Source organism: Chitinophaga sp. CF418, from assembly GCF_900142925.1.
Classification (GTDB): domain Bacteria; phylum Bacteroidota; class Bacteroidia; order Chitinophagales; family Chitinophagaceae; genus Chitinophaga.
Genome location: NZ_FRCN01000002.1, coordinates 468756 through 486711, shown reverse-complemented (window position 1 = coordinate 486711; position 17956 = coordinate 468756). Strand labels below are relative to the sequence as shown.

Annotated in this window: 15 protein-coding genes and 3 tRNA genes; 14 read left to right on the top strand and 4 right to left on the bottom strand. The window is 42.2% G+C overall.

From position 1 onward, the window contains the following. The first annotated feature begins 22 nt into the window (after positions 1-22). The 11 genes from F3I09_RS33995 (at position 23) to F3I09_RS06565 (ending at position 9673) form a co-directional block, all read left to right on the top strand. Entirely contained in the window at positions 23-199 is a 177-nt protein-coding gene (locus F3I09_RS33995; protein ID WP_188133711.1) for a hypothetical protein, read from the top strand. Between the two features lie 294 nt (positions 200-493). Then, positions 494-566, top strand: a tRNA-Ile gene (locus F3I09_RS06610). Positions 567-571: 5 nt separating this feature from the next. Further along, positions 572-646: transfer RNA gene (locus F3I09_RS06605), tRNA-Gln, on the top strand. Positions 647-649: 3 nt separating this feature from the next. After that, positions 650-726, top strand: a tRNA-OTHER gene (locus F3I09_RS06600). Between the two features lie 45 nt (positions 727-771). Next, positions 772-1257 (top strand): ribonuclease H-like YkuK family protein, encoded by a 486-nt coding sequence (locus tag F3I09_RS06595; RefSeq protein ID WP_149694250.1) that lies wholly within the window; start codon positions 772-774, stop codon positions 1255-1257. 14 nt (positions 1258-1271) lie between these two features. Further along, complete coding sequence (locus tag F3I09_RS06590) at positions 1272-1469, top strand: hypothetical protein (protein ID WP_149694249.1); 198 nt, start codon at positions 1272-1274, stop codon at positions 1467-1469. A 573-nt stretch (positions 1470-2042) separates the two neighbouring features. Continuing rightward, the gene (locus F3I09_RS06585) at positions 2043-2738 is read left to right on the top strand and encodes a LytTR family DNA-binding domain-containing protein (RefSeq protein WP_149694248.1); all 696 of its coding nucleotides are present in this window, start codon (positions 2043-2045) and stop codon (positions 2736-2738) included. 99 nt (positions 2739-2837) lie between these two features. Next, positions 2838-5030, top strand: coding sequence for an ATP-binding protein (locus tag F3I09_RS06580; RefSeq protein ID WP_149694247.1), 2193 nt, complete (start codon positions 2838-2840; stop codon positions 5028-5030). Between the two features lie 279 nt (positions 5031-5309). Next, positions 5310-6143, top strand: a complete 834-nt coding sequence (locus tag F3I09_RS06575; RefSeq protein ID WP_149694246.1) for a helix-turn-helix domain-containing protein — start codon at positions 5310-5312, stop codon at positions 6141-6143. Between the two features lie 176 nt (positions 6144-6319). Beyond that, complete coding sequence (locus F3I09_RS06570) at positions 6320-8719, top strand: hypothetical protein (RefSeq protein ID WP_149694245.1); 2400 nt, start codon at positions 6320-6322, stop codon at positions 8717-8719. Positions 8720-8722: 3 nt separating this feature from the next. After that, positions 8723-9673 (top strand): hypothetical protein, encoded by a 951-nt coding sequence (locus F3I09_RS06565; RefSeq protein ID WP_149694244.1) that lies wholly within the window; start codon positions 8723-8725, stop codon positions 9671-9673. 378 nt (positions 9674-10051) lie between these two features. Here F3I09_RS06565 and F3I09_RS06560 read toward each other — a convergent pair whose 3' ends face one another. Beyond that, entirely contained in the window at positions 10052-10636 is a 585-nt protein-coding gene (locus F3I09_RS06560; RefSeq protein WP_149694243.1) for a TetR/AcrR family transcriptional regulator, read from the bottom strand. Positions 10637-10791: 155 nt separating this feature from the next. Beyond that, on the bottom strand, positions 10792-11541 hold the full coding sequence (locus tag F3I09_RS06555; protein WP_149694242.1) for an SDR family oxidoreductase: 750 nt from the start codon (positions 11539-11541) through the stop codon (positions 10792-10794). Between the two features lie 254 nt (positions 11542-11795). Here F3I09_RS06555 and F3I09_RS06550 point away from each other — a divergent pair, with 254 nt between their 5' ends. Then, entirely contained in the window at positions 11796-12191 is a 396-nt protein-coding gene (locus F3I09_RS06550; RefSeq protein WP_149694241.1) for a DoxX family protein, read from the top strand. A gap of 93 nt (positions 12192-12284) precedes the next feature. On the opposite strand, the gene F3I09_RS06545 is transcribed toward F3I09_RS06550, so the two are convergent. Next, the gene (locus F3I09_RS06545; RefSeq protein WP_149694240.1) at positions 12285-13688 is read right to left on the bottom strand and encodes a DUF6055 domain-containing protein; all 1404 of its coding nucleotides are present in this window, start codon (positions 13686-13688) and stop codon (positions 12285-12287) included. Positions 13689-13928: 240 nt separating this feature from the next. Here F3I09_RS06545 and F3I09_RS06540 point away from each other — a divergent pair, with 240 nt between their 5' ends. Continuing rightward, on the top strand, positions 13929-15908 hold the full coding sequence (locus tag F3I09_RS06540) for a glycoside hydrolase family 97 protein (protein ID WP_149694239.1): 1980 nt from the start codon (positions 13929-13931) through the stop codon (positions 15906-15908). Between the two features lie 99 nt (positions 15909-16007). On the opposite strand, the gene F3I09_RS06535 is transcribed toward F3I09_RS06540, so the two are convergent. Continuing rightward, positions 16008-17318, bottom strand: a complete 1311-nt coding sequence (locus F3I09_RS06535) for an aminotransferase class V-fold PLP-dependent enzyme (RefSeq protein ID WP_223233152.1) — start codon at positions 17316-17318, stop codon at positions 16008-16010. 114 nt (positions 17319-17432) lie between these two features. Between F3I09_RS06535 and F3I09_RS06530 the strand changes: the two genes are divergently transcribed. Beyond that, positions 17433-17894, top strand: a complete 462-nt coding sequence (locus tag F3I09_RS06530; RefSeq protein WP_149694238.1) for an Lrp/AsnC family transcriptional regulator — start codon at positions 17433-17435, stop codon at positions 17892-17894. Positions 17895-17956 lie beyond the last annotated feature (62 nt).

Below are 17956 nucleotides of genomic sequence, written 5' to 3'. Positions count from 1 at the left end.
AATTCAACGTAACATAAAATTCATGAAAAAACTTATTCCGGAATTTGTTATTATCGGAAAAATAGTTTCATCTTTGCATCGTCAAAACAAAAATACAAACAATATCATGTTACGCATACAGCTACATTCAAAACCAGAAAGTTTTTATTGCCAGATTGATGGCAATAGCGCTTGCGGGGCATGTTATGCTACAGAATAGTTGATAATAACTGATTCAATATAACACAGGCCCCGCAAGCAATTGCGGGGCTTTTTCTTTTACCTGAAATTACGCTATGCAGCAAATACAAATATCATCCATACGATTTAAACAGATCAGTGCACGACCATTATCGGGCACCGGCCATAGCTATGTGTGGATGTATCCAGGCAATGATCTATACCCTGTTTTTCAACGACCCAATTATAGTCTGAGGTAGCGTACGCTTATATCAGTTACATATAAACCCGGTCGTTTATCGCGACCGGGTTTTTTATTGTTTGTTACCCATATTGACCTGTAGCTCAATGGTGAGAGCGACTGCCTTATACGCAGCAGGTTACCGGTTCAAATCCGGTCAGGTCGACAATTTTCCAGGTGGTGTAATGGTCAACATATCACACTTTGACTGTGATGTTCTCAGTTCGAATCTGAGCTTGGAAACCAAACGTGCCATAGTTCAACGGTAAAACGCCGGGGCTCTCATAAGGCCCTGGAGTTGGAGGGTTCGATCCCCCCTGGCATCACAAGCTATTTTAAATAAATGGTATCAGTAAAAACATGACATAACAATGCAACAGATCAACAAATGGAGAAGGTTGAGTGGTGAAAAGATCAACATGCCGATAGCCGATGAAATCAGCAATATGCTGTCAGCAGAAAAAGAAGCAGGCAATGACCTGAAGGTATGTATCGGAACCGATAGCCAGGTAAAGGGTAGCGTGACCGAATTCGCTACCGTGATCGTTTTTATCCGGAAAGGTAAGGGCGGTTTCATGTACATCCACGCCGACAGCACACTGCGCAAAATGAGTATCAAAGAACGGATGCTTGAAGAGGTGGGCAGGAGTATTGAAGTTGCCTATTCCCTGTGCAACATCTTTACCAGGTACAATGTAGATATGGAAGTACATGCGGATATCAACACCAATCCTAACTTCAGGAGTAATGATGCATTAAAAGAAGCAATGGGATACATCATGGGTATGGGCTTCACCTTCCGGGCAAAGCCATATGCATTTGCGAGTACTTCCTGCGCGAATAAAATAGTTCATTAAAAAATTTTAATTGTATGGTTTATGTAAACAGCCTGCGGGCCACTGAACTGACAAGAGACAACAATATTGCCAACACAGCACTCATCTCCGGTTTTCAAGAAACTGTGATGGTCGCAACAAGAATGTACCGGGGTGCAGGTCTTGTTGATAATGCCGGCGAGACGATAATAGCGGGAGTGAGGGCCTTACCAGAGATTGAAAGGGATGATTAGAGAGAAATTGTTCAATGCAATGAACAATTGGCTGATGAATACAGCTAATCCTTTGCATTGCGTTGGCAATAGTGTCTTTTTATTTAATCATATGCCCCTTTGATACCCGGTTCTTTTGATCTTCTGGTTCCGGATCCTGTCCACCCATAATATTCCTTGTTCCACTTTCCTGATATGAATGGTTCATTCATTTACAGGTACAACAATATCTTAAAAAGGAATGCTTCCTTTAACTTATATTGTAGCATATTTAAGCGTGTCTTTTATCCCCTTACCTAAGTGATCTCATAAAAGAAAAGTAAAAAATTAATGGTTTGTAATGTTTCCCGGGAAAACATAAGTTTGGTGTTCAGGTAGCAACATTAAAAGCATAGGGCCAGCGTTGGGACATTTCATCGATTATCAAATATAACTGCTTTATAAACAGCAAAATAGCTATCATGTTGGCGAAATAACGATATATCGTCATTTCATTTTGTCTAAAAAATTACATTCAATTAATATTCAACGAATTATCAATTGGCACGGAATTAAGGACTTTTGACTCCACAAAAATTAGCTTTATCAACCTATATGATCACACTTATTATTGACGACAATGCCATTGCACGTAGCACACTTCTGGAGCTGACCAGCCAGATCAAAGGCGTTGTTGTTGCCTGTGAATGCGGAAGTGCGCTTGATGCCTACAATTATCTCCAGGACAACCCTGTAGACCTCCTGTTACTGGACATTGAAATGCCAGGCATGTCAGGGCTTGAATTGATAAAGAATCTCGGTAATAAAAGACCGGTCATCATTTTTACCACTTCTAAAAAAGAGTATGCTGTAGAGGCCTTTGAGCTGAATGTAGCAGATTATCTCGTAAAGCCCATTACTCCCGGCAGATTTATTCAGGCCATAGAAAAGGTCCGTCAGATCCTGGACAGCAACAAAGAGGAGATGCGCTGGGAAAACGATGAATTCATATTTATCCGCGATTCCAATATTGTAAGAAGACTGAAGCTGGAAGAGATCCTGTATGCTGAGGCCATGGGGGATTATGTAAAGATCTTCACAGCAAAGAAGTTTTTCGCCATCCACGTTTCTCTGCGGGTATTGGAAGAAAGACTACCTGCAGCCCGCTTTTTAAGGATACACCGGTCCTATATGGTAGCGATCGACAAAATAGACACCCTGCAGGATGGGGCCGTGCTGATAGGAGACAAGTCACTTCCGGTAGCTGATGCTTACCGCAAAATACTCAACAAGCGGATGAACGTGCTCTGATTTCCACCCTTTTTAAGGGGCATCCAGCTATCGTTTTTGCCTTCCTGGCGAAAGTAATCGACGGATGTGATGGCGGCAAAAGACTTTTACTGATTGATAATGAATAACAATCGCTTTACATACCTGATCCTGATTGCCTTTCTTGCCGGTACCCTCGTGCTGGCATTTGTGCAATACAATTCCTCCAGGAACATCGATCAGCTGATCACGGGCAACCAAAAGCTACTCAAGGAACTACAGACAGGCAATAAGTTACGTGAACTGGAGAGGGACATCATTTGGGTAGAAAGCCGTATCCGTGCCGCTATTGCTACTGATGACACCTCACATATAGAGGGAGTGGACGCCAAAATTGCCGAAGTAGAAGCCTTCGTCGATACGCTGAAACAGATAAACAAGGACGACAGCGCCGCAATGTATATCAAAAGGCTGGAATACCTGGCCGGCCAGAAGCTTCACAATAAGAACCAGCTGATGCACGAGTTTTTCCGGACAGGCAGAATGGACGACACCAGCCTGATCGCCAATCCACGTGCCAGGGAGATCTCAAATGAGATCAGCACTATCACCCGCAAGATCTACGATAGCCGGCAGACTATTATGACATCTCTCAGTAACAATATCAATGAGAGCAGCCGGAAAGCCAGGAACTGGGGCATCATCCTCATCTGCCTGATACTACTGACCGCCGGAGGAGTATTATGGTTCGTTATAACCAGGATACGTCAGCAACAGCAACTGATCCTCGAGCTGGACAAGTCAGAAAAGAAAGTGCGGGAAATCGCCATGATCAAGGAGAACTTCATGACCAATATGAGTCACGAAATCAGGACGCCTTTAAATGCGATACTGGGCTTCACCAATCTGCTGAAGTCCAGAAAACTGGACGAAGGTTCTACAGAGTTCGTTAATTCCATACAGAAAGCAGGGGAGAACCTGCTCACTATCATTAACGATATTCTTGACCTGTCCAAGATCGAAGCCGGTATGGTCAGGATTGAGGCCAATCCTTTCAGTGTAAGAGGATTACTCCATTCCATTCAGACGCTTTTTAGCGAGAAAGTAAAAGAAAAGAAACTGGTGTTACAGGGAGAAATATCCCCTTCAGTGCCAGACACCCTGATAGGTGACGCCACCCGCCTGACGCAGATACTTGTCAACCTGATAGGGAATGCGCTCAAGTTTACGGAAAAAGGAGGCATCGTTATTTCCGTAGATAATAAACAGAGTGACAACAATATTATACAGCTTGGATTTACTATTACAGACACCGGGATCGGAATTGAACCGTCCAAGCTCTCTTCCATATTTGACCGATTTCACCAGGCAGAAGATTCTATCACCCGCAAGTACGGTGGTACCGGATTGGGACTTTCCATTGTAAAAGACCTTGTCATGTTGCAGGGAGGAGATATCAGTGTTGAAAGTCAGCCAGGAAAAGGTACAACTTTCCGATTCTTCATTCCTTATGCCATTGCCTCCAGGCAGGTACCGGTACCCGAGACGGTAGACATCAGCCAGTTCAAAATTACTGCAAACCGTTCCGTAAAAATTTTAGTGGTAGATGATAATGAGATGAACCGCAGCCTGATGAGACATCTCCTTACAGAGTGGGACCTGTCTTTTGATATGGCCAGCAACGGAACAGAGGCCATCGATTATCTGAAAAAAGACAGGTATGACCTCGTATTGATGGATATCCAGATGCCGGAGATAGATGGATATACCGCCACCCGTCTCATCCGGAGAGAACTACTACTGGATGTTCCGATAGTTGCCATGACGGCGCATGCCCTGGCAGGGGAACGGGAAAAATGTCTCAGCAGTGGAATGAATGAATATATTTCGAAGCCGATCAATGAAAAGGAATTATATCAGCTGATCAACCGGTTTGCTTCTATTTCTACTCTTAAGGAGCGACAGTATGTGCAAGCTAAAGCCGCAACTCCGGATTACCAGTACATCAACCTGGATTATATGAAGGAGATCAGCCGGGGCAATAAAGTGTATGAGAAAAAAGTGACCAGGCAGTTCATTGACGCAATGCCCCAGGAGATTTCATTACTCGAATCAGCCTTTCACAACAACGATATTGAAACATTAAGAAGTACAGCTCATAATATGAAGACGACCATTTCAATTATGGGACTGACGGAGCGTTTATTTCCCACGCTGGACGAACTGGAATCAGCTACAGAGATCGCTCCTCCCTTACTTATACATATCGATATGTTGAAATCATTTACAGATAATGCCCTCCGGGAGGCGGAAGATTTTTTTTCACAGGTGTAATGTTAACCCGGTTATTTAAAAGGAGCAGTCGGTGACTGCTCCTTTTTTTTGCGCGAAGTCCCCCCTCATGGCGACAGTTTTTGCCCGTTTGGCGAACGGTACTTCCTTCCGCCTTTCAATTGGGGTAGTTTTATATCAGCGACGATAACAGATCCATTTCGAAAAATCCAAATCAACCAGTTATGCTACATCCTATATTCAATGCAGCCCGCGATCATTACCAGGGCGATCCTTTTGCCTCTGTAGAGTTATTAATAAGTACGCTTAAATATTGATGTCATGAATACCACCAAGCCATTTTTTGAGATACATACTTTTGACCAGGTTGCAGGCAATCGTCAATTCAATAACTCCGCTCCGCATGCGCATGATCTTATTGAGATCATCTGGGCGGTTTCCGGTGACTGTACACTGAAGGTCGACATGCAAACTTATTCTCCCAAAGGAGACCAGGTATTCGGCATCATGCCCAATCAATTACATCAGTTTACTGCAGATAGTGATGCTCACGGGTATATCATCCGTTTTAATGAGCTCTTCCTGCAGGAGTATAACTCTGTTTACCATGCAGACCTGCTCCTGGTATTGATCCAGTCAGCGAATGTCAGCTATAGTGAGGAGATTCGTCATGAGATGAAGACAATCATGGATAAGCTGATCCAGGAGTATTCACAGCAACAGATCTACAGCTCAGATATATTAAGCCGGTACCTGAACATCCTGTTCATTCACATGTCCAGGCAATCGCGTACCGCCCCTTCCAGTCAGCAAAATCATAACGTCAGGCAGGCAAAGCGGTTCATTCAGTTAATTGATCAGCACTTCAAAGCACATAAGAAGGTTTCTGAATTTGCAGATATCATGTGCGTTACTCCCAGTTACCTGAACGAGGCTATAAAGAAGACCACGGGATATACCGCTGGTCACCATATCCGGCAACGTGTCATACTGGAAGCCAAAAGGTATGCTGCCTATTCAGATAGCAGCATGAAAGAGGTTGCGTGGGATTTAGGTTTCACGGACATCTGTTATTTCAGCAAATTATTTAAGAAAGAGACGGGGTATAATTTTACGGATTTTAAGAAACGACAGGAGAGAGTTTTAGCTGTGTAACAGATAGGAGCACAACGGCGCTGTGGCTGGGGTGCTCCTTCTTTTTTGACCTGCCCCCTGGCGGGAAACAGTGGCCCCTTGCAAGCAGGGGCTGTTAAGTTTTTCTTCAAACGCATTGTTTGGCCCTGATACATATAAATATTTATTCTATATTTGTTACCTGTATCCCTTTATTTATGAGATTATCCCTATTGATTGTTTGCTCACTGCTGTTCAAAGTTGCAGCAGGACAAGTGTTGGTCGTTAACGGTTCCTCCACTCCATTTTCAGCGAATAGTATAAAGAATGCCGACACCCAGTTAAAGGCAAATCAGTCTGCCTTTAAGATTGTTTACATGCCGACTTTCTCCCTTCTAATGCCACCTGGAGAGCCTATAGCCGGTAATACTCCCGTTCAGCAATTGCCTGAGGAACAGGCGGCAAATGATGAGAAAGCTTTACAGACTGCTTTTGAGGCACAGCAGATGGAGATGCAGGCCAAAGCACAAATAGATTTCGGCAGGCTGAAGAATAATACACATGCTATTTTTGTGGTAGACAACTTCGCCAAGACGACGGACCGAACAGGGAAGCCGAAATATCTGTCTGGCAGGAAGTTTCTTTTTGGAAGTGAGGTAAGTGTTGCTGTGAAAAATATTGTTGAAAACTATGCGCCTACTGCGAATATTGATTTTACAGATAACACTCTGACAAAGAATGACAAATATCTGAGTGATTATGCCACGTTCCTTTCATCGATAGCGAAAGAAGGCGGCAAAGGAAGCATCGCGGAAGATGTGTATCCGAAGGGATTTCCTGTAATGGTGATTATAGCGGAGAATAAAGGCTACTTACATGTAGATCCGGCTGCTGGATTTGATAAGAAGTATCTGGAAGATTTGCGAGCAGCGGTTCTGGCCAATATAAAGAGCATTAATAGTCTTGAATTGGCGCCTATTGACTATGCACTAAAAAAAGAGGATAAGCAGTTTTACCATGCTGTCTTACAATATGCGTTCAAAAGGACTAAAGACACTTCATTTAGAATCTCCGTTCTGGACGATGCCACACAAGAATGGAAACTGAATGCCAAACAGCTCGATTCAAAAGCTATCGGGACCAGACTGGGTTTGGCCGAAATTGAATTGAATGATGGAGAAAACATATTACAGCTAACAGCGAATATCGGAGCAAAATATATAAAAAATAATATCAAAAGCACCTTTGATATAAAATTCATCTACAATAGTGAAAATTATTTCCTGAAAGTTGCATTAAACGGGAAAAAACCTGTGGACGTGGAAATTGGTACAGATATCGGTTCAGAGAACGGTGGCGGAAAGTTAGCTGTAGGAAATGCCGTTAATCTATCCTTATACAAAAAAACAGATAATGGAGATGTACTTGTCAATGGAGCATTCTGGACTGCTGACAACGTGAACATGACACCAGCGGATCACTATTCCTTAACAATCATAGATGGGAATAATACTGTGTTTGTCAAATCATCCGCAGATGCGAATCTGCTACCGATCAAATTCACTTATGAAAAGCCTGTAGCTCAGGAAATTGTTTATGCATTTTCTAAGTTAAATGTGGACGCTATAAAGAAAGAAAGCGAAAGGAAGGATGCGAGAAAAAAGTTCGAAAAAGCATTAGCAGAAATCAAAACCCAAAGTCCCGATCTGAGTAACTATTTCGCCAGCAGCGACGCAATGATTCAATCATACGCGCGTCCGTCAACTGATCCCAGCTTCACTCTGCCATCCAAAAATGATATCCTGCTGGGTTTCGCAAGTAAACATCCGGAAATAACTTACCGGTATGAATTCCTTGATGTCGTTAACATAAAAAAGGATGGGAACATAGTTACGGACGCAACCCTGATAGTGCGGATATATGGTAATGATTCTGTTGCATTAATGAATGCATCAAAAGATCCATCGGCCGAAGGTAAGTCCATTGCAGCCCCCATTCTGAAGACTCTTGCTCAAAAAGATCAGGAAAAGGCCTCCTATATCAGTAGCCAAATAAAGAAAGGAACTCTGACGGATAGTGACCTCGTTGGATTGAAACTTGAAAAAAATGAGGTAGCTATTTTGAAAAAAGCATCTACCGAGCCGACCGATTTAGGGAAAAAAGCAGCCGATCCTATCATTCAAAGGATTGCCAAAAGTGATCCAAATATGGCTACTGAGCTGAAGAAACTTGTTACTGATGGAACGTTAACAGAAGAAAAGCTAAAAACCTTCTACGAGTTGATTCCGGATGATATAAGTATCGTGGATAAATATTTCCATGTAATGACGAGCAAAAAAGAGATCTATCTTAACTATAATGCAATAAGCGTTTCCCAGGTGAAATTTTCAGGGGTTACTGCACATGAAATGATGCACGTATATTTCACTTCCCGGCATTATTTTTCCACATTGAAGTGGATGGTGCTTCGTGATAAGAAGGATGTGAATAAACTGGAATTCGGAGAAAGCCTATGTAGTGCGGGCGATGGGCATGAAACAAATAATCCCGAAGATGCTGCAACCTGCAATGAGCACGCGAAATATGATCCAGATTGCATGAAAAAGAAAACTAATTAAAAAATGAAACAACTCTTAACCGCGCTGATTGGTATACTTATAGCTGGCAACCTACATGGGCAGCATACTGCTGATGAAATTCCTGACAACGTTCGTCGCTATATTGTGACTCGCGTAAGTGCAGATATCCTTCGATATAGGGTAGATTACAATCCAGCTATTAAGGAAGCGGATAAAATACATAAAAAAATTGGGCAGGAGATCCTCTATAAAGATCCAGCCTGGATCCTTTTTGAGAACCCGGCAATCTATGACTCTCCTGAGTTAATAATGCGTGTAAGCCGATGGCCGGCAGACAATCCCCGGCCTAATTATTACCTGGTAACAAAAGGAGAAAACCGCTTTGCCGTAAAATATGACGTACAGTCTGTGAACAGCAAGAGCAGAGATACGCTGTACTCATCCAAATATGACAACTATAATTCTTATTTCCCAAATGATGACCGCTTCCTGGTCTACTATGACGAAAAGAAGAAGATCTATAAAAACATGAGTGGTAATTTTTACCAACATCCTATCAATGGTTCCTGGTTCAAGTTTGATAGCGATATGATCCCACAAATGCGATTGGCGCAATATCCGGTTGGGGAAATTTATAATTTCATCAAAAATGGGGATACTACTATTTACATGGTAAACCGTGGTCGTCTTATTACTCATGGTGGCCCGGGAAATATCCTTGTTAAAGTCTCCAGTAAGTTTCCCTACGATTACATTGAGATCATCTTCTACAGCAATAAAGCGTTAGAGACCGGAGACAACAACAATACTCACTTCTACGAAATAAAACAGATCCGTGATTACAGCAGGGGGTATCCTTATACGCCACAAGATTTGAAATCCACCGTTCGTCTGTTAAGTCAGGAAGAAATAGCCGCCCTGGAGGTTTATTATCATCAGCCTATTTATAAATTTGGCAGCATTGACGAATCAGGCATTCCGGTAAAAAAGTAAAGATACATTCAGCATATTGATAGAAACCGTCTCATTAATGCATGAGGCGGTTTTTATTAGTACCGTATGATAGCCCCACTTTTCCATAGCGTAATTGCGCACCCCATAGTCCTCACCAATAGAGATAGCAGTTACCCTTAAATCCCGTTATAAAACCCTTTCGTGGATGCTATGGTAGCGGCAGCCTCTCCATTTGACCCGCATGTGACTAGCATATGACCAGGATTTTCCTCCGTCTTTCTTCCGTTTAAAACGGAGGAAGAACGGAAGAAGAACGGAGGAATGACGGAGGAAGATGCTAGTTGTATGCTAGTTGTATGCAACTTACCCGGAACATGATACGATGTTCCCGGTGCGGAAAATCTATTGGGAAAGATATTATTGGTCGAGTAGAGACAAGCTAATTTTTGTTATTTCACGGAGGGTATCATAATCAGGACGGTTGCGTCCGGTTACACGGAGCCCCATGATATTGTTATACAGGTTCCTGGCCAAGCCCTTGGCGGGAAACTTCTTTGAGATTTCACCTGTAGCCTGCCCTTCTTTTATCCACGTATAGAACTGCTGCTCCATATTCTCCATGGTGGTTAAGGCCATTTGTGCCACTTCTTTATCCACGTAGTTCAGTTCCATATTTGCATTTACCATCATACAGCCTTTCCGCGACTTGTCTGTTACAATATCGTTTATCATATAATCAAATATGGTACGGATCTTTTTCTTGTAACTGTCAGTTTTAGCCAATAGGCCTTCCATTGCCGAGTTCTGGGAATCCTGGTAATTTCCAAGGGCTTTCAGGAATAAACCATGTTTATCGCCAAATGTATCGTAAATACTGCTGCGACTTAATCCCGTTGCTTGAACCAGATCATCCATGGAAGTGCCGTTATATCCTTTTTTATTGAATACCTCCTCGGCCTTTTTCAGCACCTCTAATTCATCAAATTTTTTTGCTTTCGGCATCTTGTATAATTGGAATTATCGTTCCAAAGTTACCGCTAATTTCTACAAAGCGCACTTGCGACATGCGCCCATATGGCGTACTATATCAAGCAAACCATTATAACAGTGTAATATAGAGAATGCAGGTTAGAGCCCGCATTCTCCATATTATGCAACTATAATGTGATCATTCCACCGTCAGCGATCAGCTCTGCACCTATTACAAAGCTGCTGTCTTCAGAAGCAAAGAAGGTAACTATGCGGGCAATTTCTTCAGGCGTACCAAACCTACCCATTGGTACCTGTCCTATTATACTTGCCTGAACAGCATCTGCCTGTTCTTTCTCAAAACCAAATTTATCATAAAGAGGCGTTCTGACAGGGCCAGGGCTAATAGCATTCACTCTTATCTTACGCGACAATAGCTCGGTCGACAGCGTACGTGCAAGGGTTATTAATGCCCCCTTACTGGCCGCATACAGTGTAGTATTAGCCATACCTATATGGCTGTTGATGGACGTATTAAGGACAATAGAACCTCCGTCATTGAACAACGGCAGCAACTGTTGAATAGTGAAGTAAGCACTCTTTACATTGATGTTAAATGTCTCGTCGTATTGTGCTTCTGTCATCGTTTCAAAAGGCGCCAGCTTGGCGATACCTGCATTGATAAACAGTACATCCAAACTTGGAAAAATAGTCTTTACCTGCTGCTGCAGTTTAAACACATCTTCCATATTGGAAGCGTCGGAAAGCAATGTAAATGCATTCTCTCCCAGTGACTGTTTTGCTTCCTCCAGGGCGGCAGCATTACGGCCGGTGATGATCACTTTAGCGCCCTGTTGAATAAATTCTTTTGCAGTGGCAAAGCCGATACCGCTATTTCCGCCTGTAATGAGGGCTGTTTTATTTTGTAACTTTTTCATGTTTAAAATAGTTTGTGTGATAGTTATCGGAACGTTCATTCCGATACAAAAGTACAACATATGGAACGTTCATTCCAAATAGAATCTCCCTGCAAAGGAAAATCTTAATCTAGATTAAGATGGCATGGTAGAAATGGCGCCGGCAATTGGCTGGCTGGCCCCCTATTTTGTCTGCTTCCGGAGATACGACTCCCGTTGCCGTTGGTTTTGAGACATCTTTGTATCACAAAACAAAACAACTAAAACCAAAGATCATGAACACAAAAACAACAAAAGCAATTTATTGGACAGGCGCTATATTAATCTCATTATGGTTTGGAGCAAGCGGCTTTTTTGAACTGACAAAAAATCCAATTGTATGGGATATAACAGTACAACTGGGTTATCCTCCGCATTTCATCTATATTCTGGGAGTAGCCAAGCTTTCAGGCATAATCGTTCTTTTAACTCCGAACAGACTGCTTAGATTAAAAGAGTGGGTGTTTGCAGGCATTTTCTTTGATATCATTTTTGCGTTTTTCTCGAAGCTAAGTGTGCTCAATCCGGCGGCGGCAACTGATGCCGTGGTGGCGTTTGTAATGATAACAGTGACTTATTTGATGTTCAGGAAGTTGTATCCGGCAACGTATGCAAAGGTGAGTGAGCATTAAGGTAATAGTAGTAAACGGAAAAAGGCCTGCATTGCTGCAAGCCTTTTCCGTTCCCATGGTTCTCAGATTTCAAACCAATTTTGAAAACTCAGATCATTTTATAAACGCTTTATTAATAGTTGTTCCCTCCAGCTTGATTTCATACGGCCATTGTTCATCGTTGGTGTCGCTATTGTCATTTAAATGTTCCCAGTGTTCAGTCGGTGCACCACTAACTACCAACCAAAGAAAAGCAGTATTGGCGGGTACAGCAAAATTCAGATCTCCGGTTGAACTGCTGTAAGTATCACCGTACACACGCGAACCATCTGTTTTCACAGCCAAAAAGCCGTATCTCCAGCCAGCCTTATCAACTTTTATACTCCGGAATCCAGACGCACCGGCAATGCCTCTGAACTGCAATCTGACATTGGTACCTGCCGTTGGTACATCCAACCTGATAGCATTGTAGCCATAGTTCTGAGGACATACATCCGGGCTGATCCTATACCATCCATCAGTAGAGGCATTCAATTTGGATGTATGCTTGTTAGCATACTGCTTTGCTACAGTTTCTATTCTCGGCATATCCCAGGTAACAAATTTCCTGTAAGCGTCGAACATCTCATCATTGAACGTCTTCTGATCGGTCTGAGTGATCCTTTTATACGTCATAACCGGATCTTCTCCACGCGTAGCACCTTTCCAAAGTTTTGCAACAAAATCCTTTCCCCGTTTATTAGACCAATACTCTAATACATAAGGGGAGTGATATTGGTTGATCTCATGCAGAAAAGCATAGTTGGTATACTGCATAAATGACTGCAAATGGTAATTCTCAAAAGTCATCCAGGTAGGGTATACCTGCCAAAGCATATATTGGGAAGTCATTTCAAATATCGTTTGACCATTACTTCCTTGTGGAGACGAAGTATATCCCCAGGCACCATCTGCATGCACATAATACTGGAAAACGTGCCCCAGTTCATGAGCTACAGCACCGAAAGGTTCTGTATTAATACGGGGAGGAGTAACCCAGAGGATACCTACCTTATTCTCTGCACCACCACCATAAGCCGTACCGTCAGTGGAGTTGGTTACATAAATCAGCGCCTTTAGCGTATCAGAAACAGACCTTCCTTTTTCAACAAACTTTAATGTGTCTCTATAATATTGAAAGAATCTTCCACACTCTGTAAGGATCCGGGTTATATCAAATCTCTTATTAGGATCTGTGTTGGTCGCAGGAGTAGCGCCAAAGTCTTTTGCCCAGAAAGCTACAAAATCATCTGACTCAGCTCTTCGTGTATTGCTGTAAAGGCTTGCATCATTATTGTAGTCATTATTATTCGGAATGTTCCAAATAACTTTAGGAATATAAACCTTCTTGGCAACAGCAAGTGCACCAGGTGATTTGGCAACAAGCGCTTTACCAGGAGGTTCGGAAAATTCCTTTTTATTGCAGGAATAAAAAATTGTACTGGCAGCTACAGCCAGGCATAGGATAAATTTAGTCATTTTGAGTTGGGTTAATGATTAGTATGGTTTCGTTCAATACCAAGATAGCGTCTATCAGTGGTCAACTTTTCATCTTATTTAACTAAACATATTCAGATATTGACTCCTTTTACTGATAACACCGTTAGTGAGTTAATTTTTGCTTTTCATAGGTTAATATGCGCATAAATAATAGCAAGAATGGATACTATTTTTATACTAAAAGAATTACTATAATATCTTTAAACCGAACTATTTAGAATGATTCAAAATAAACCTGCAAAGGGATGGCTTGTATGGGCATGCTGTTTGTTCTCTATTAATGCATTCTCGCAGTCCTCCATTCTGCTTAAATCGCCGGGCAATAACTTAACTGTTGAAGTTAATACAAAAGACAGCTTGTCCTGGAAGCTCATTAAAGGGAATGAAACCTTGCTGAGCCACGCTGTAGCGGGCCTGGGCATTGAAAATAAACCATACATTGGCTTTAATGAACAAATAAAGTCTGTTGAAAAGGTTACTAAAAACGATGTTATCTACCCGACAGTTGCTATAAGACAAAAGGCAATCAGAGATATTTATAATGAACTGAGAATAAACTTCAAAAGCGGCAATGCCATTATTTTCAGGGCTTATGATAATGGTGTTGCGTACAGGTGGCAAACTCAATTCAAAGATTCAATAAACGTAAAAAACGAAATTGTTGACTACGTGTTCCCGGATAATAACCGGGTGCTGTGGGGCATCGAGGAAAACAAACAGTTCTTGTCACATTTTGAGCTGTTATTCAAGGATAGCACTATAGCCTCTTTTTCAAAAGAGCAGCACTGCGGCCTTCCTTTATATGTATCTTCTGCTTCGGGAACAAAGATGCTTCTTACTGAAGCCGACCTGCTGGATTATTCCAATCTGTTCTTCTTCGGTACCGGCGGCAACAAAATAACCAGCGGCTTCCCTAAGGTGATACTTAAAGAAAGCCTGGTCAGGGACAGAGGTACCAAAATAGAAGAGAACGCAAATTATATCGCCAGGACGAATGGTTCCCGGTCTTTTCCGTGGCGTTTGGTGATGGTAGCTAATGAGGACAAAGCATTAATTGAAAACAATCTTGTGTTTCAACTGGCATCCCCCAATACCATTAAAAATACCGATTGGATCCTTCCCGGCAAGGCGGCCTGGGATTGGTGGAATGACAATAACATTTACGGGGTCGATTTCCGTTCAGGTATCAACAACCAGACTTACAAATATTATATCGACTTTGCGTCCAGATTCGGTTTGCAATACATTATCCTGGATGAAGGATGGTCAAAATCGACATGGGACATTACCCATCCCAGAGATTCGATCAATGTTCCCGAATTGGTAGCTTACGGCAGAACAAAGAATATCGGTGTCATTTTATGGACCCTCTGGCAACCTATGGATAAGGACATGGACAATGTATTGTCCACTTATGCGCAGTGGGGAGTAAAAGGTATTAAGGTCGATTTTATGGCGCGCGCTGATCAATATATGGTTAATTTCTATGAGCGACTGTCAGCAAATGCCGCCAGGCACCATTTGCTGGTAGACCTCCACGGTGCCTACAAGCCAACCGGCTTGAACAGACGGTATCCCAATATTCTGTCCTATGAAGGTGTAAGAGGTTTAGAAAACTATAAGTGGAGCGATGATGAAGCTACGCCTCCCCATGAAGTCACCCTACCGTTTACCAGAATGGTGCTGGGTGCAATGGACTTCACTCCGGGAGCGATGCGTAATGCCACCAAAAGGGATTTCCACATTAATTTTGATGCCCCAATGAGTCAGGGAACGCGGGCACATCAGGTAGCCATGTATACCGTTTATGAAAGCCCATTGCAAATGCTGGCCGACAATCCTTCGAATTATTTACGGGACACTGCCTGCACCGGGTATATAGCAACTTTTCCGACAACGTGGGATACAACAATTGCACTGGCAGGGACGATAAAAGAGTATGTGGCCGTGGCCAGAAAAAAGGGGAATCAGTGGTTTATAGGCGCTATGACAAACTGGAGTTCACGGGACCTGATGCTACATCTAGACTTCCTGGATCCAAACAAGAAATATAAAGTAAAAATGCTTTCCGATGGGATAAATGCTGACAGGTTCGGGGAGGACTATCGGATTTCGTATGCGGAGTGGGTAAAAGGGCAGGAGGTGTCTATTCATATGCAGCCCGGAGGTGGATGGAGTGCGATTCTGACGGAGGAGTAATTATAACGAAATACCATAGTATCGAATTAGTTTTATCTGTAAAAGGCAACCAAGACTGGTTGCCTTTTTCTTTTATTCCCTAGTCCAATAATTCTCTATCTAGGACTCTGAGTTAACAATTTCACGCATTGCATCTAAGAATACATCAATTTCTGCAATGGTATTATAGTAGTGTGGTGATGCACGAATGGCCCACTGCACTTGCTTTTCATCAAAATCGATAACAGCAAAATTGCGATAGCTGGGCACTACGTTTATTTTTCGTTGTAATAGTGCATCGGTAATTATTTTTGGTTGTAAGCCGTCAACGGTAAAGGTTACTAATCCTCCCACTTCGGGACCTCTGTCCAGTACGCTGATCTTATTAATGCCAGCTAACTGATTACGCATATAGGTTGATAGTCCTTTTACTTCCTGCCATATTTTATCCTCTCCAATCGCTAAGCAATACTCAATAGCTTTTGCGGTGCCCAGTATCAACGCATAGGCAAATTCCCAGTCTTCATAACGCATTCCATCCGGCCGTTGCTTGTATTCATCTTTTTCAATCCATTCTGCACCACGCATGTCAATGAAAAGCGGTTCCAGTCCCTGCTCAAGTGCCTTATCAGATATGTATAAGAAACCGGTGCCCCGCGGCCCCCTTAAAAACTTCCTTCCGGTTACACTCAGGAAATCACATTGCAATTCCTGTACATCGACTTTCATTTGTCCTATCGACTGGCAGGCATCAAGGATATACCATGTTTTACCAGGATGTTTCTGGGTGTAATGTTTATAAATTTCTGCAATCTCATTAACAGGTTGAACAAGCCCTGAGTTGGTTGGAATATGTGTAATGGCGAGTAATCGAGGTTGCAGCTTCATTAATTTTTGTTCCAGGTCCTCTAAGTCAACACCTCCACCCCGTGCATTTTTTATTCTTACGATTTCGATACCAAATCGCTTTTTACACGATAGGAACTGTATCTGGTTTGAAATAAAATCGTCGTTATCGGTAAGAATAATATCCCCTTGCAAAAAGGGGATGGATGAAAGTGCCCGTGTATATGAATCAGTCGCGCTGGCGGTAAAGGCAATGTTTGATGGTTTGCAGTTGATAAGTGTTGCAGCCAGTTCATAAAATTGCAGAATAGCATTGGTGCGTAAAGCCGATGCCTCGTATCCACCGATTTGTGATTCCAGTTTAATATGTTCCAAAATTGCGTGGGTTACAGTATTAGGCATCAATCCTGCTCCTGCATTATTAAGATGAATAACCTGGCTGCATCCGTCAGTATCCTCTCTGAAAGCAGTAATTTCTTTGTCTGAGAAAATTCTATTCATTATTTGAGATTTATGATTTGCTGATGTTGCTGAATTCGGCAATACTCCATTTCTACTCGCTGCCTGAACTTTAAATATTTCCATTTTTTTCTTTTAAATTATACTTGCAAATGTATCTAAGGCTACCTGCAGAATTTGTGCAAATAGCTCTAACCGAAGCTCTTTTTAACTAATTATCCGACCAAAAACAGGAAAAAAATGCAAGCGCTGGATGAATATGACAAAATGCTTTTACGGCAATTACAACAGAATAATAAAGCAACAGCCGACGAACTGGCCAACATGGTAAATTTAAGCGCAAGCGCTGTACAACGCAGGCTGAAAAGATTACGTGATGAAAAGATCATAGAAGCAGATGTTGCCATCATCTCACCTGTTGTTGCCGGTATTTCCATCACTTGTATAGTGGAAGTAATATTGCAGGAAGGGAATTCAAAGGCAATAGATACATTCAAAGCCACCATGCAACAATGCTCAGAGGTAATGCAATGTTATTTTGTAACTGGCGCCTACGATTTTGTGCTTATTGTAAATGCAACGGATATGAAACATTATGAGGAGTTTTCCAAGAAATGGCTAATGGATAATTCGAATGTGAAGCATTTTTACACGCATGTAGTGATGGATAAAGTGAAAGTGGGGTATAGTGTTGCGATATAGATGACCGCGCCCTTACTGATTTGTACCAATTATTTCTATTTTTTCCTGAAGAGTAATATAAT

What these genes read in the sequence shown, in the direction of transcription:
- F3I09_RS33995 (WP_188133711.1), top strand. Translation starts at nt 23, where the DNA reads ATGAAAAAACTTATTCCGGAATTTGTTATTATCGGAAAAATAGTTTCA.
- F3I09_RS06595 (WP_149694250.1), top strand. Translation starts at nt 772, where the DNA reads ATGCAACAGATCAACAAATGGAGAAGGTTGAGTGGTGAAAAGATCAAC.
- F3I09_RS06590 (WP_149694249.1), top strand. Translation starts at nt 1,272, where the DNA reads ATGGTTTATGTAAACAGCCTGCGGGCCACTGAACTGACAAGAGACAAC.
- F3I09_RS06585 (WP_149694248.1), top strand. Translation starts at nt 2,043, where the DNA reads ATGATCACACTTATTATTGACGACAATGCCATTGCACGTAGCACACTT.
- F3I09_RS06580 (WP_149694247.1), top strand. Translation starts at nt 2,838, where the DNA reads ATGAATAACAATCGCTTTACATACCTGATCCTGATTGCCTTTCTTGCC.
- F3I09_RS06575 (WP_149694246.1), top strand. Translation starts at nt 5,310, where the DNA reads ATGAATACCACCAAGCCATTTTTTGAGATACATACTTTTGACCAGGTT.
- F3I09_RS06570 (WP_149694245.1), top strand. Translation starts at nt 6,320, where the DNA reads ATGAGATTATCCCTATTGATTGTTTGCTCACTGCTGTTCAAAGTTGCA.
- F3I09_RS06565 (WP_149694244.1), top strand. Translation starts at nt 8,723, where the DNA reads ATGAAACAACTCTTAACCGCGCTGATTGGTATACTTATAGCTGGCAAC.
- F3I09_RS06560 (WP_149694243.1), bottom strand. Translation starts at nt 10,636, where the DNA reads ATGCCGAAAGCAAAAAAATTTGATGAATTAGAGGTGCTGAAAAAGGCC.
- F3I09_RS06555 (WP_149694242.1), bottom strand. Translation starts at nt 11,541, where the DNA reads ATGAAAAAGTTACAAAATAAAACAGCCCTCATTACAGGCGGAAATAGC.
- F3I09_RS06550 (WP_149694241.1), top strand. Translation starts at nt 11,796, where the DNA reads ATGAACACAAAAACAACAAAAGCAATTTATTGGACAGGCGCTATATTA.
- F3I09_RS06545 (WP_149694240.1), bottom strand. Translation starts at nt 13,688, where the DNA reads ATGACTAAATTTATCCTATGCCTGGCTGTAGCTGCCAGTACAATTTTT.
- F3I09_RS06540 (WP_149694239.1), top strand. Translation starts at nt 13,929, where the DNA reads ATGATTCAAAATAAACCTGCAAAGGGATGGCTTGTATGGGCATGCTGT.
- F3I09_RS06535 (WP_223233152.1), bottom strand. Translation starts at nt 17,318, where the DNA reads ATGGAAATATTTAAAGTTCAGGCAGCGAGTAGAAATGGAGTATTGCCG.
- F3I09_RS06530 (WP_149694238.1), top strand. Translation starts at nt 17,433, where the DNA reads ATGCAAGCGCTGGATGAATATGACAAAATGCTTTTACGGCAATTACAA.